The following is a 16,019-nucleotide window of genomic DNA, read 5'->3' as shown; positions in this document are numbered from 1 at the left end:
ACGACAGTAATTTTTGACCGCCTCTCTCGAGCAGTCTGGTCAGAACAGATATTTCCTGATCAGATTCCACGGTTTGTGAAACAGAATCCAATAAACGGGTTGATCGACCGTCGTGATCCTGGCTCGTCCTTTCATGCCGGGGCGAAGAACTCCAGCGTCGTTTTCCAGCATGGCTTCTGCGATGAAGATGTTGGCCTCATCTCGAATTTCTGCGCGGGGATGAATTCGTGCCAGGGTGAGTGTCTGATCGGAGTCTGGTAATGCTTCCAGTCGTATCTGGACGTTCTGGCCTTCCCTGACATGGCTGATTTCAGAATCAGGCACCGCCACTTCAACGATCATCCTGTCCAATGGCGCAATCTCAAATAGTGCTTCACCGATTTCCAGTGGAGCGCCTTCAGTCCAGTTCAAAGAGCCGGCAACAACAATACCGTCAACAGGACTTTTAATCTCAAGATGATTGATGCGATGGTCGATCAGTTCGAGTTCCAGACTCACTCGTTCGGCTTCCAGACGCGCAAGTTGCTGTGTAGTGTAATCACGGACGGCCTGTGCAGAATCTCTGCGTTTGACTGCCTGATTCCGATCCGCAATCAGACCGGAGCGTTTCCACTGCAGTTCCCGTGGATCCATTCTGGCCAGGACATCACCTTGATGGACAAGATCACCCGGTTCCACCAGCATGGTTTCCAGAGTTCCCTCAAAAGGAGCCACGATGAAACGCTGCTTCACCGGCTCCAGCTGGCATTCGCATGCAACCTGATAAGGCCACGGTACAAACAGGATTGCGGAGAGAATAAGACATGTCCCAAGAACTACAAGCCGGATTCTGTCCTGCAGCAGTTTGCGTAACGCCGTCTTCCAGGTCCCTGTCATCCCGGACTGTCGTTGAGACGCTGTAAACGTATTCGCCAGTGGTGTCGCAGCAGCTTCGAGCAGACGGCGGGTCTTCTCCATTTTGTCAGCAGCGATTTCAATGGCGCACAGTGCGCCTCGTAATTCGTGTTCCGTACAAGTGAGTGGAACACAGATTGCGGACTTAGCATTCTGCTGCGTACAAACGGATCGAAGTGACAGGGAAACAGAATCTTGTCCGTTTTCCTGCTCCGACCAGCAGGCTGTTTCATTTCTCTGAATGGTTTCTTCCAGCGCAGTTTCGATCGCCTGAGCAGCCGGAGAGGCTTTGTCGAAATGTTGAGTGTCTGAAATTGCGATGAGCCGACATCGTGAGTTCGGCGTTGATTTGATTCCAATGGCGATCTGGCGACAGCCCAGATAGTCAGCGAGTTCTCGGGCAGCATGTTGAGTAGCCTGAATCAGGTCTGTTTTCCGGGCAATACCTGAAAGTAATTCGACGATGGCGGCAGAATCCCGGGCCTGTTCCTCGCTCTGCAATCCATCCCGTAGAACGCGCCACAATTCAATATGACTGACCAGTGTCTGCAGCAGCAGAGAAAAGGGCTCGGTCGAGCTTGAAGAGGGGTAGACCACACCCAGCGCTTCAGCTTCCACTCCCCTGATAGTGACAGGAGCCGCATACAGCGTTAATTGAGCATCGATGCTTGCCTGAATTTCGACTTCCTTACTCTGCACGCTTTTCGTGCAGGCCAGTTTCAGCTGAGACAAGATGCCAGCATCGGGAACAACTGTCGTCTGCTGATAGAAAAGACGCCCGTTATCGAGTTGGCTGGATGCATCTCGGCTGTAATAGACGATCGCAACCGGCTGACAGTGGTGTGTCAGTTCTTCGATAAGTGAATTCAGCAGCTGGTCATGCGTCAGAGAAGTTAATGTGCAGCGCAGCATCGACTTATGCAAACTACGATGTCGACGTCCCCTGTTCGTGTGGACGCGAATCTGCTTAGTTTGTGTCGGGCGAGTGCTATCCGAAGGCATGCGAATTAACTTTCGTGTTGAATCGTACAACGTTCGCCGCTGCGAAATTCGCCATTGCGATTATCAATCCGGATTTTCACCAGTACCGTTCCACTCTGCGCGTCTGTGACAGGCGAAATGTATTCAATGGTCCCCTCAGTTAAGGAATTGTCATGTTTGAAAGTGACTTCCAGTTTGTCATTTATTTTCAGTTGAGAGGCCTGCTGGCTGGTCAGCGTAAAGTAAGCCAGCAGCTGGTCAATCTGCACAAGAGTCAGTGTTTCCGGACTGTTGGGAGCGACAAATTCTCCCTGTTCTTTTTGAATCAGATGGACGACTCCTGTAATGGGAGCACGAATGGTTCGTCGACTGATTTGTGTTTTGATTTTCTGATATTCGAGCCGACGGGCGATGAGATCTTCCTGGACAGTCTGCACGTTGGCTTTGGCGACGGCGGCTTCATACTTTGCCCGATCAACTTCTTCCTGCCGCGCGTTACCTTCCAGTCTCAGCGATTGCAGAATCTTGAACCGTTCATTTTTTAATTCCAGTTCTGCTCTGGTACTCTCCAGACGGCCCTGGGCATTCATGTTCTGTTCTGCTACCGCCAGTAATGCATTGTGGACATCGTTATTGAGTCGCATCAGGGGAGCCCCCTTGTCGACAGCCTGCCCCTCGCTGATAAAGATTTCGTCAATGATTCCCGTTTCGTCCGTCGCAACTCGAATGGTTCGATAAGGCTCGGTATATCCTTCCAGCTCAAGAGCCAGCACTGATGGTGTTCTCCACAGCAACAGAACTGCTATGGTCATCATCCAGAGTCTGGTTTGTTTTACGTTCATCTGATCTCAACCTCAATCGGGAATAGAAATCATAGTGCTTTAAAACATTTACTTTTCAATCTCAGGTACCACAGGTAGCAGTACAAAGCCAGTCATCATGCTGCACGAGATGCTTACGTTGATTTCTATTGGTCCGTTCGGCTTCGTGTTGCAATTTTACAATCCTGTTAAGGATCTGCTTCGTCACGTAAATTTCTCCATTTACATCTGCCCGTCGTTTCCAGGACCGGATTCCATACGACCTGGTCTGCAGAAAGAAAGGATCATCAATTGCTGCAAAGATCTGGCTGGAACCCGGCTCTCCCTTTCGTGCAGCACGTCCGATCAATTGCCGGTCGATGCGTGCCGAGAGTTGAAATTCCGATGCGATAACATGCAAGCCCCCTGCCCGAACGGTATCCGGATCCAGTTTGATATCAGTGCCACGGCCTGCCAGATTGGTGGCGATCGTGATGCTTCCGCGTTGACCGGCAGAAGCAATGACAGTTGCTTCTGCTGCATCCTGCAAGCCATTGAGCAGATGATGTTCAATCTGCCGCTCATGTAGTTTTCGCGAGAGTCGCTGGCTGCTCTCTATGTTAGAGGTTCCCACCAGTACCGGTCGCTGAGTGGAATGCAGCTCCAGGATCGATTCGATCAGTGCCAGTTCCCTGGACTTCTGGTCAACAAACAGACGGGGCGGGAGTTCGTTTCGCTGACAGAGCCGATGCGGGGGAACGACAGAATAATCAGTCCCATAGACTTCATAGAATTCCTGATGACATCCCTGGACCGTGCCTGACATCCCGCAAAGCAGGTCATACTTTTGAAAATATTTCTGTCGTAAGATTCGCGCAAGTGGCTGGCTTTCCCGCGTAATCGTTTTACCTTCTTTGGCCTCTACAGCCTGATGCAATCCATTTCGCCAGTTTCTGTCCGCAAAAATACGACTGGTATGAGGATCGACAATCTGAACCCGGTTATCAAATACAACGTAATGAATATCGCGGTGATAGAAGTATTCAGCCCGCAATGCCTGATCGACATACTGCAGCCACGGGTGATCGAGCCTCTCGTTGGGAATATGACTGATATCGGTCGACAGACGAAGGATCCCCAGATCCGTGATTAGTAGATCGGAAATGCGATCATTCACGACAAAGTCCCGATCAGCTTTGAGCGTGAGCGCAACCTCACGCGCAGCGTGATAGACGTCCGGATTGTCAGCAGGCTGCCCTCCCCGGGATGAGAGGACCAGCGGTACCGTTGCCTCATCGATCATGACACTGTCTGCCTCATCGATAATCGCGGCCGCATGCGATCGCTGGACGGTTCGCGGCGGTTCAACAGTTTTACTGCCACATAAAGTACTGGCAAATTGATTTCCCAGTCGGGAGGGCTGCTGAGATTGCAATGCCATCTGATCTCGCAGGTAATCGAATCCGAATTCGTACCCCGGGCCATAGGTAATATCAGCAGCATAAGCATCTCGCTTCGCTTCAGGTGCGAGACCGGTTTGATTCAGACCAACAGACAGCCCCAGTCGTTCGTAAACCGGAGACAGATCCTGAAAATCACGTTCCGCAAGATAACTGTTGACTGTCATGACATGCACGCCACAACCTGTCAGCGCAAACCAGCATGCGGGAAACACAGCCGCTATCGTTTTTCCTTCCCCGGTCTGCATCTCGACAATCTCGCCACGGATCATCGCCAGTCCGGCCAGCAACTGTTCCGGGTAGCAGGTCAGACCGAGTACCCGGCGTACTGATTCAAAAGCCAATGCAAATGACCGGACGATAAGTCCATCTAGTCCATCGCCGGGATGCTGACTTAATATTTTTAACCGGTGACACTGATTTACCAGATCGGCATCGCTCACATTCACGAGTGACCGGGCAATCATATTGATTTGTGATAGCAGTTGGCGGTCGTGATCTGGATGTGGTCTCCTTGACCAGAGTTGCTGCAGCTTCATCAGTTTGCCCCCTGTTGACTGTTCTGTACCGCAGGTGGCAGAGGTATTGTCTGATCACTCGCCCGGCTGAGAACAGGTTCTTCAGGCATTGGGTCTAAATCGGAGGGCAGGTTGAGTTGCTCCTGTCGGAGAATGGTTCCAGTAGCCCGATTCAGTTTTGTCAGGCTCATGACATGATCAACCTGAGCGGTGGCAAATGCGTGTTCTGTTTCTGCGCGACGATCCTGTGCATCGATGAGATCCTCAAGCAAAAAGCTGGAAGAGCGATCGAGGCCAGGCAGCATTTCCCAGCGACGCTGCAGGAATTCAACATCAGCATTGGCGGCGATGAGCGACTGGTACTGACTCTGTAAATTTCGATTGGCTGTTTTAACGTAACGCACCGCAGTTTCGACTTCTGCGCGCAGATTATCGACCGTGAATTCGAACTTACTGATTAAGCGGCGCAGTTCCACGGTACGCTGAAGATGACGCGATCTCGCCTGCTGCCTGTATAACGGGACTTCAAAGACAATCCCGGCTGTATAACTTGGCTCTCCCACACTGAACTGATCAACCCAGGCCCTGGAGACATCAAAATCCCCTTTCAAACCACTCAGGTAGGTTTCCAGTACCAGGTCAAGTTTGGGGAGCAGGTCATTACAGGCAACTCCCAGGCGAACCCGGGCTGCCTGTATTTCCCGGGATGCAATATCGACTTCTGAACGGCACTCCAGCGCGGTGGCAACCGCATCTTCAATCGTCACGGGAATATTGACATCAACCGGCTGCTGCATGGAGATTAATTCCAGATTCGGCCTGGAATCCATCTGAGGCGAATTAACCAGAGCACGCAGTCGCGTTTCGGAATTACGAACAGAGGCTTCCGCCCGGATCAGTTCGGATCGTCTTCGGGCAACAGCAGCACGAGCCCGGGCAATCTGACTCTGAAGCGAATCGATGTTGTAGCGTTTTTCCAGATAGGTCAGAATCTGCAGGCCGTCCTGGAGGTGTTTCTGTTTCTGGAGAAACAGCACCCGGTTCAAATAAAGTTCCCAATAGGCTTCCGTCACATTCAGGAGATGGTCCTGTAATGCGGCCTGGGTTCGATCCGAGGCAATGTCAGTATTGAGTTCCGCCAGAACAATCAGACTCTCATTATAGGCTTCCCCTCTTCCGTTCAGGAGAGGCTGGTTGAAACTCAATGTGAGCCGGGCATCGCCCTGATTGGGTGGGACGAAGAAAATCGAATTGCTGGTATTCATGCCAAACTGCTGCGAGAGCTCAATCTCACCCCCCTGCAGATTTTTTCGTCGAACGCCGAAGTTCGAATTCCAGTCGTTTTCTCTCAACCGACTGAAATTTGTCCCCGTGTCGAGAGTACTGCTGGAAGGAATGCTGATACGGTTGAATTTCGACTCGATAAACAGTTTGGGATCGAATTCTGCCATCGCCTGGGTAATGGCAGTTTCAGCAATGATGGGATCGTCGTTGATGATCCGAACCTGTGAAGAATTCTCCAGAGTTTCCTGGATCAGCATATTCACATCAACCAGGCTTTGAGGTGCCCCGGGACGAAACTGCGTTGTGACGATATTGGACCACCACGGAGAGAAATTCACGGGAATGACCTGAGCGTCTTGCGGTTCTCCTGCTACGGCATCGGGTAAAGGAGAGGGAGTTTCCAGTGGAGGCGGAGGCAACGGTGTGTAAGGGACAATCGCCTGGGCTTGCTGGTAATGCGGGCTCACAGTGGTATATGCCACCTGCTGTATCGGTGATGTGTCCAACTCCGGAGGTAACAGTTCAACCGGGGTGTTTGCACTCTGTTGAGACCGGAATCGGGTCTCTCCTGTGACATCCGAGAGTAGTGTGGCTGCCTGATCGTATCTCACCGGCACGTCTGGCTCTGAATCGCTGTGTGACGCAGGCAACAGATTTGAGGGAGATACCTCAGACTTAACGGCTTCCCTTTTGGCTAACGCCTTCAACTGCACCGTGTTCGGCAGCGCGCACCCGGAACATCCCCAGACGACCAAGGCAAAAACTGGCCAGTATCGACTGAATAAGTTTAGTTGACAGGAGGGAAAAGCCTTTTGCATTACGTTACACCATAGGCATAAAAGATCATGTAATCGTTATCTCTCATTTAAACTCCTGAACTTAATCTCTTCACCTCCCTTTCCAGTCACTTAAGGTATTTGTCCTACATCTGAATGAGGGAATAACAATGCAATGCACAAATCTGCGCAGGGGGGACAGTCATTGGTTCCGACCAGTCAGAAATGCGGAACCTATATTTGCCGTGTTGAGTTAAAGCATCTCATACCGGCTGTCATTGGTCATCAACCTGCAGGACGAAGAGATTCGCCTGCAACGGTACTAAGCCCCAGAGAAGGTTCTCAGAAGTGTGTTGGAATCTCTTTCCCTACTTTAAGAGAAGGTCTGTTAAGAAGCGCAATCTCGGCGGAGCAGTCAAGGCATTTCAACTGGAGGAACTGCTGATGTTGAATGCGTCTCCCGTTGCAGCTGCGGTGATTGACCCGAACCTGACATCCGACGCCGGCATGATCGATTCAGGCAGCCCCCTGTATCCCACGGCAGAAATGACAGCAGAATCGACGACTCAGGTCGTTGATGTACCCCAGGATAATTCGCCCCCTTCCAGCGATTCTGAAAGTGATCTCCTTCAGCAGTTTGGTCTGACGGAAGCAACCGATGAAATGCAGCAGAATCTGGATCTGGTATTCATTGATGAAGCGACTGATAACTACCAGCAGTTGATAGAAGATCTGATTGCGCAGGGAAATGAGCAGCATCGGATCGAGATCATTTTGCTGGACAGCGAACAGGATGGGATTCTCCAGATCAGTGAAGCGTTGGAAAATTATTCTGAGATAGATGCAGTCCATTTCGTCTCTCATGGTACCGATCAATCTGTCAAACTGGGACCAACCTGGCTGAGGCTGGACAACCTGGAGCGATACGTGAATGAAATCAACGGTTGGAGCAACTCATTCACTGCTGAGACGGATCTCCTGTTTTATGGATGTAATCTGGCAGGCAGCGACTCCGGACAGGAACTGCTCAAGCAGATACAGATACTGACAGGAGCAGACCTTGCAGCAAGTACTGACGACACCGGTGCAGCAATGCTGGGAGGCGACTGGGATCTGGAATATGAACTGGGAGAACTGGAGACGGGGGCACTATTTTCATCGAAGCTGCAAGACGAGTGGCTGGGACTGCTTGCCACTGAAACGGTGCTTGATCAGTTCAGTTCCCAATTATACAGTAATAATGATGGCACCCAGAACTGGAGCAGCAACTGGGTGGAAAATGATAATTCCGGTAGTTCTCAGAGTACCACTTCCGGGGATGTCAGGATTACAGGGGGAGAGTTGAGGATGGTCGGCGAAAGCGGGGCATCCAACAGTGTGACTCGTGAAGTCAACCTTTCCACAGCCCATGATGCCACTTTGTCATTCGATGCGTTTTCCTCCGGGACGGAAGCGAATGACTCCTTCTCTGTTCAAATCTCCGATGATGGCGGCAGTTCGTGGACGGTCCTGGATGTCCTGACCGATTTTAGTGGAACTTACAGCCAGGATATTTCAGCATGGATGGCTGCCGATACTCAGATCCGCATTCAGATCGACACCGGATATGATGGCGGCTTGCTGGGAATTCTGTTTGTCGAGTACTTATACATCGATGATGTGCAGGTCAGCTATACGGTCAATAACCTTCCCGTCATCACTTCAGACGGGGGAGGCTCCGCAGCAGCAGTCAATGTTGCAGAAGATACGACCGAAGTAACCACGGTAACAGCGACCGACCCAAATCTGGATACACTGAATTATGCAATCACAGGTGGAACTGATGCCGGAAAGTTTTCTATCGACAACGCGACGGGGGCTCTCTCCTTTTCAGTCGCTCCCGATTTTGAAAATCCGACGGACAGTAATCTTGATAATGTCTATGAAGTAATCGTCGGAGCCAGTGACGGTTTTGGGGGAGCTGATTCACAGACGATACAGGTTACCGTGACTCCGGTAAATGAAGCACCTGCAGCAGCCAATAATACTGTGACCACCAGTGAAGACACACCTTACACTTTCACCGCAGCCGATTTCAATTTCAGTGATATTGACGGGGATACGCTGGCGAGCGTGAAGATCACCGCATTGGAAACAGTCGGTGCGCTGCAGCTGTCCGGCGTGGATGTAACTTTGAACCAGGTGATCAGCAAAGCAGACTTAGACGCCGGTAATCTGAAATTTGCGCCCGTATCCAATGCTCATAGTACAGCTTATGACAGTTTTGGCTTTTCCGTCAACGACGGAACGGTGGACTCTTCTTCTACCTATACCATGACCGTTGATGTGACCTCAGTGAATGATGCACCGACCGCTGCAAACAACACGGTAACAACCAGTGAAGACACCCTTTACACTTTCACGGCGGCCGACTTCAACTTCAGTGACATCGACGGTGATACGCTGGCGAGCATCAGAATCACAACGCTCGAGACCGTAGGAGACCTGCAACTCTCTGGAGTCGATATCACGTTGAACCAGGTGATCAGCAAAGCAGACATCGATGCCGGTAATCTGACTTTCACCCCGGTTCCGAATGCGAACGGCACCAGTTATGACAGTTTCGGTTTCTCTGTGAATGACGGGACCGCAGACTCTGTTTCGGCCTACACGATGACCGTAGATGTCACCTCACTGAATGATGCACCGACCGCTGCTAACAACACGGTAACAACCAATGAGGACACACCTTACACTTTCACCGCAGCAGACTTCAACTTCAGCGACACCGACGGGGATACGCTGGCAAGCGTGAAGATCACCGCCTTGGAAACTGTTGGTGCGCTGCAGCTGTCCGGCGGGGATGTGACTTTGAACCAGGTGATCAGCAAAGCAGACATCGATGCCGGCGATCTGACTTTCACCCCGGTTCCGAATGCGAACGGCACCAGTTATGACAGTTTCGGTTTCTCTGTGAATGACGGGACCGCAGACTCTGTTTCGGCCTACACGATGACCGTAGATGTCACCTCACTGAATGATGCACCGACCGCTGCTAACAACACGGTAACAACCAATGAGGACACACCTTACACTTTCACCGCAGCAGACTTCAACTTCAGCGACACCGACGGGGATTCGCTGGCGAGTATCAGGATCACAACACTTGAAACCATCGGAGCTCTGCAGCTCTCTGGACTCGATGTCTCCCTGAACCAGATCATCAGTAAAGCAGACATCGATGCGGGCAATCTGACTTTTACTCCGGTTGCAAACGCAAATGGGGTTAGTTATGACAGTTTCAGTTTCACTGTGAATGATGGTATCACAGACTCTGTCTCCACATATACCATGACCATTGATGTAACCTCAGTCAACGATGCACCGACTGCTGTAAACAACACAGTCACAACAAGTGAAGACACGCCTTACACTTTCAATGCAGCCGACTTCAACTTCAGCGATATTGACGGTGATACGCTGGCAAACATCAGGATTACAACACTAGAGACCGTAGGAGACCTGCAGCTCTCTGGACTCGATGTCTCCCTGAACCAGGTCATTAGCAAAGCAGATATCGATGCCGGGTATCTGACTTTCGCTCCTGTTGCGAATGCGAACGGTACCAGTTACGACAGTTTTGAATTTACAGTCAACGACGGTGCGACAGACTCTGTCTCCGCCTATACGATGACTGTCGATGTCACCTCAGTCAACGATGCACCGACTGCAGCAAACAACACGGTGACAACCAGTGAAGACACGCCATACACTTTCACTGCAGCCGACTTCAACTTCAGCGATATTGACGGTGATACGCTGGCAAACATCAGGATTACAACACTAGAGACCGTAGGAGACCTGCAACTCTCTGGAATCGATGTAACACTGAACCAGGTCATCAGTAAAGCGGATATCGATGCCGGGAAACTGACTTTTACTCCGGTGGCGAATGCAAATGGCACCAGTTATGACAGCTTCGGGTTCACTGTCAATGACGGCACAGTAGATTCTGTCTCCACATATACGATGACGATAGACGTGACTTCTGTAAACGATGCGCCAACCGCCGCGGATAATACAGTTAGCACTGTTGAAAATTCGATTTATACTTTTACCGCTGCTGATTTCAGTTTCAGTGACATCGACGGAGATTCACTCGCCAGTGTAAAAATCACATCTCTGGAGATGGTTGGTGCGTTGCAACTGTCTGGCGCTGATGTCACTTTGAATCAAGTGATCAGCAAAGCGGATCTCGATGCGGGCAACCTGACGTTTACTCCGGTTGCTGACACGAATGGTGTCGCCTACGACAGTTTCGGGTTTGTGGTGAATGACGGTACCCTGGATTCGATCTCGGCATATGCGATGACGATCGACGTGTCACCGGATCCCGGGAACATGATCCTTGATCAATTCGGATCTGTTTCTTACGGCAATAATGATGGCACAATTAACTGGAGCAATGACTGGGTTGAATTTGACAACGCGGGCAGTCCTCAGAGTCCCGGCAGTGGCGATGTGAGAATTACCGGCGGCGAACTGAGGATGGTTGGCGATAACGGCTCGAACAACAGCGTAACCCGTGAAGCAGATCTTTCTACAGCACACGACGCCACACTCTCTTTCAGTGCATTGTCCAGCGACACGGAATCCGGTGACACATTCTCCGTTCAGATCTCAGATGATGGCGGCAGTTCATGGACGGTCCTGAATGTCCTGACCGATTTTACCGGTAATTACAGCCAGGATATTTCATCATGGATGGCTGTCAATACACAGTTACGCATCCAGATCGATAGCGGATATGATGGCGGACTGCTGGGGCTGCTGTTTGTCGAATATCTCTACATCGATGACGTGCAGATCAGTTATACGGAAAACATTCCTCCCGTCATTACAACGGATGGAGGAGGAGCGACGGCCTCGCTGAATGTGGCCGAAAACACGACCGCAGTAACCACGGTTGGCGCCAGCGATGCCGAGCTGGATACACTTCAATATACGATTACGGGGGGAACCGATGCTGGTCTCTTCTCGATTGACAATGGGACCGGTGACCTGTCTTTCATCTCCCCTCCCGACTACGAAAGCCCCCTCGACAGCAACCTGGACAATGTCTATGAAGTGACAGTAACAGCGAGTGATAGTTTTGGTGGATCTGATTCACAGACGATACAGGTTACCGTGACTCCGGTGAATGAAGCACCTGCAGCAGCCGATAATACCGTGACGACCAGTGAAGACACGCCTTACACTTTCATGGCTGCTGACTTCAATTTCAGTGATGTCGACGGTGATAGTCTGGCAAGCATTCAGATCACCACATTGGAATCGGTCGGTAGCTTGCAGTTATCGGGTGTCGATGTGACTTTGAACCAGATCATCAGTAAAGCGGATCTCGACGCCGGTTACCTGACGTTTACTCCGGTCGTGAATGGCAGTGGAACCAGTTACGACAGCTTCAGTTTTACGGTGAATGATGGCACGACGGACTCTGCCTCTGCTTATACGATGACGGTCGACGTGACAGGCTCTAATGACGCACCGACTGCATCAGACAACACGGTGACGATGAACGAAGACACGCCGTACACGTTTACTGCAGCCGACTTTAATTTCATTGATGTCGACGGTGATACGCTGGCAAGCATTCAGATCACCACCCTGGAATCAGTCGGTAGTCTGCAGTTATCGGGTGCGGATGTGGCTTTGAATCAGGTCATCAGCAAAGCGGATCTCGATGCCGGTTACCTCACCTTTACGCCGATTGCGAATGCAAACGGCACCAGCTATGACAGCTTTGGCTTTACGGTGAACGACGGAACGTTGTATTCATCTTCCGCTTATACAATGACTGTAGATGTCACCTCGGTCAATGATGCGCCGACCACTGTGGATAATACGGTAACGACGGATGAAGACACGCCTTATACATTCACTGCAGCCGACTTCAATTTCAGTGATGTGGACGGCGATACTCTACTCAGCATCAGGATCACAACACTCGAGACTGCCGGATCTCTGCAACTGTCCGGCGTCGATGTGACACTGAACCAAGTGATCAGCCGCGCGGATATCGATGCCGGAAATCTGACGTTTGTACCTTTCGCCGATGAAAACGGTGTGTCGTATGACAGCTTTGCTTATGTGGTCAATGACGGAGCTCTGGATTCTCTGGTTCCCGGTACTATGACAATTGATGTGACTCCCATTGATGACGCTCCGACTGCAGTCAACAGTTCGGTCACCACTGACGAAGATACGCCCTATACATTTACGGCAACGGACTTCAATTTCAGCGATGCCGACGGCGACTCATTGGAAAGTGTCAGAATCAGTTCATTACCGACGGTTGGTGCACTGCAGTTGTCCGGCACGGATGTGACGCTGAATCAGGTGATCAGCCGCGCGGACATTGAAGCTGGAAATCTGACGTTTGTGCCCCTCGCTGATGAATATGGCACGTCTTATGACAGTTTTGGGTTTATCGTCAGTGACGGCAGTCTCGATGCAACTGTCCCCAGTACCATGACAGTCAATGTGACTCCCGTAAACGATGCTCCCGTCATCACATCCAGCGGAGGAGGACTGAACGCGATTCTGCACACCACGGGAAATGTATTGTCGGTTGTCGTCGTAGAAGCAGCCGATCTGGAACTCGACACACAACTGCTCAGTTTCTCGATCAGCGGCGGGTTGGACGCGGGACAGTTTTATATTGACGTATCTACCGGCGAACTGTCGTTTCTCATCGCTCCTGGTAGTGCATCGCCTCTGGATGGAAATTTGAATGACATTTATGAAGTCATGGTTCAGGTCAGTGATGGACTGGGGGGAATTGCAACACAGCTGATTACCATCGTGGTTGATCAGGTCAATGAAATTTTCCCATCGGATCAACAACCGCCGGACGAGACCGATAATCCGGATCCATCAGATGATCCCACAGAGACTGAGGGAACGGACCACAATCCAGTTTCAGGGAATGAGGACATTATCTATTCTCAGCTTCCCACTGCAGATCCTGAACTGTTTCCACAATCGCTCAACAGAATCTCACTACGTGACGAGGGGGGACTGAATTCTAATACGTCATATCAGCAGTTCAATCCACTTAACCTGCAAACGCTGAATCAGTCATTGGCGAATGCAACAGACAACACATTGACCTGCTATGAATACGAAGGGGGTGGCGGGCAGACAACCAGAACTGCGCTGCTCCAGTTACTTCCTGCTGAACCGAAAAGTCCTCTGGAATTGGAACCCGTCAAATTTGTCCATACAGAATTGAAGTGGGCCAGATACAAAGAAATTGAAGAACAGGTGACTCTGACTGCTGATCAGCAGCAGCGTCTAATCAATACAGCAGCTGTAATTACCACGACGGTTTCGTCCGGGTTATTGCTCTGGGCATTACAGGGTAGTTATCTGTTAGCGGGATTAGCCAGCAGTCTGCCGACCTGGCGGTTTATGGATCCCGTCGCGATTCTCGATCAGTTTGGTGAGGACACTAATGATGAGGGTGACTCACTGCAAAGTATTATTGAGCAGGCTGAAGCAAAGACTCTCGATCCATCTGTGACTTCTGATGAAAGCGAGATCCTGTGATGCGTATCTCCGTTACCACTCGGATCGTGGCTGGTCTCGTGCTGCTGACTCTCAGTACGATGCTGATTGCCTGCAGTCTGAAAATGGTGCCTGATCAGAATCGAGTCCATATGCAGGATCGAGCCAGATATTGTGAATCGCTGGCAGTCAGCAGTTCACTCTTTCTGACACAAGGGAACATCGAAACCTTACAGAGCTACCTGAATGCGGTTGTGAAAAATCAATCCGATATCAGTGCAGCCATATTAAGACGCAAAGATGGCAGCATATTTATCCATGCTGGAAAAATGTTCAATCTTTCAGGAAAGCCTGAGGAAGACCTGTTCAACAAAGTCCGGATTGAACTCCTGGAACAGAATCAGCCTTGGGGACAACTGGAAATCTATTTCCCGGCAGAGAAACAGGGGCTGCTTTCACTCTGGCAGATGCCTATGACCCGGTTCATTCTCTTTGTCCTGGCGTGTTGTTCAATCGGTTTCTATTTATTTCTACGCAAAAACTTACAGTCGCTGAATCCATCCAAAGTAATACCGGGGCGTGTGCAGGAGGCACTTGACACCCTGGCAGGTGGGCTGTTGATTCTCGATACGAAAGAACAAATCGTTCTGGCTAATAAAACCATTGCCCGGGTGCTGAAAACTGCTCCCGAAGAACTGCAGGGACGAGCAATGTCACAGCTACCGTGGGTTCTTCCCCCTGAATTCGAGACGGACGATGAATTGCCCTGGAGACGTGCATTAAGCGAGGGGACGATACACAAAGGCATCACACTCTCACTGGAAAACAATTCGACAGTGGCGGACACTTTTGTTGTCAGCTGTGCTCCCGTGCTGGACGATCACGATCACTTACGGGGTGTGCTGGTCAGCTTTGAAGATGTGACCGAGCTGGAGAAAAAGAAATCAGAATTGCGAGAAATGCTGCATGCGTTGCATGATTCGCGTGAAGAAATACAGAAAAAGAACGATGAGCTGCAGTACCTGGCTACCCGCGATCCTCTGACATCCTGCCTGAATCGACGTTCGTTCTACGAACAGTTGGAATCGCTATGGGAAGAGGCTCAACAACAGCAGTCAACACTGGGATGTGTGCTGCTGGACATCGATCATTTCAAGTCGATCAATGATAATCATGGTCACTCTACAGGAGATCTGGTGTTGAAAGGTATTGGAAGTACCTTGATGGAGCTGGTCCAGGAACCTGGTGTGCTGTGCCGCTACGGAGGCGAAGAATTCTGTATCCTGTTACCGAATCATGACATTGATGAAACCGAACAGGTTGCTGAAAGTTACCGACAGGCAGTAGAACGTCTGGAGTTCGAGGACTTGAAGGTCACCTCCAGTTTTGGCGCAACCGCATTCAGTCTAGGTGCCAGCAGTCCTCAGGAACTGTTGGACGAAGCTGATAAATGTCTATATGTCGCAAAACGGGGTGGACGAAATCAGGTCGCCCGCTGGGACCGCGTTCCCGTGGATACTGATTTCAGGGAACCAATCGCGCGCGAACCCGCGCCAGCGTAGCAGACGGCGAATACTTACATCGAAAAACGGATTTGAGTAATAAGCAATCAATACAGGTAGCAAGAATTCTTATTTCTCTCCCCTCAACACTGAATACCTTTGAGTTGTAAGCCAGCAACTTAAAGGCATTTACTACCCCAGGTGTCTTCTGCTCTCACTGCAGTTCCTCATTGTCAATTCTGACAGGCTCAGTCGA

Annotated in this window: 6 protein-coding genes; 2 read left to right on the top strand and 4 right to left on the bottom strand. The window is 50.6% G+C overall.

Annotation, left to right across the window (positions count from 1 at the left end; translation table 11 throughout):
* Positions 1–39: 39 nt before the first annotated feature.
* From ACN0YN_RS18040 to ACN0YN_RS18025, 4 genes are all read right to left on the bottom strand, one after another.
* On the bottom strand, positions 40–1,896 hold the full coding sequence (locus tag ACN0YN_RS18040; RefSeq protein WP_417386426.1) for an efflux RND transporter periplasmic adaptor subunit: 1,857 nt from the start codon (positions 1,894–1,896) through the stop codon (positions 40–42).
* 5 nt (positions 1,897–1,901) lie between these two features.
* Positions 1,902–2,717, bottom strand: coding sequence for an efflux RND transporter periplasmic adaptor subunit (locus tag ACN0YN_RS18035; protein ID WP_417386425.1), 816 nt, complete (start codon positions 2,715–2,717; stop codon positions 1,902–1,904).
* Positions 2,718–2,778: 61 nt separating this feature from the next.
* On the bottom strand, positions 2,779–4,674 hold the full coding sequence (locus ACN0YN_RS18030) for a preprotein translocase subunit SecA (protein ID WP_417386424.1): 1,896 nt from the start codon (positions 4,672–4,674) through the stop codon (positions 2,779–2,781).
* On the bottom strand, positions 4,674–6,548 hold the full coding sequence (locus ACN0YN_RS18025) for a TolC family protein (protein ID WP_417386423.1): 1,875 nt from the start codon (positions 6,546–6,548) through the stop codon (positions 4,674–4,676). The genes ACN0YN_RS18030 and ACN0YN_RS18025 overlap by 1 nt, the downstream gene beginning before the upstream one ends.
* A gap of 609 nt (positions 6,549–7,157) precedes the next feature.
* Between ACN0YN_RS18025 and ACN0YN_RS18020 the strand changes: the two genes are divergently transcribed.
* Both ACN0YN_RS18020 and ACN0YN_RS18015 read left to right on the top strand, forming a co-directional pair.
* Positions 7,158–14,303: an Ig-like domain-containing protein gene (locus ACN0YN_RS18020; RefSeq protein WP_417386422.1), complete on the top strand. Its 7,146-nt coding sequence runs from the start codon at positions 7,158–7,160 to the stop codon at positions 14,301–14,303.
* The gene (locus ACN0YN_RS18015; RefSeq protein WP_417386421.1) at positions 14,303–15,823 is read left to right on the top strand and encodes a diguanylate cyclase domain-containing protein; all 1,521 of its coding nucleotides are present in this window, start codon (positions 14,303–14,305) and stop codon (positions 15,821–15,823) included. Before ACN0YN_RS18020 ends, ACN0YN_RS18015 begins: the two co-directional genes overlap by 1 nt.
* Positions 15,824–16,019: the final 196 nt, after the last annotated feature.

Origin of the sequence: Gimesia sp., from assembly GCF_048260065.1 — a bacterium.
In the GTDB taxonomy this organism is placed as follows: Bacteria; Planctomycetota; Planctomycetia; order Planctomycetales; family Planctomycetaceae; genus Gimesia.
This window is presented reverse-complemented; position numbering and strand designations above follow the sequence as displayed.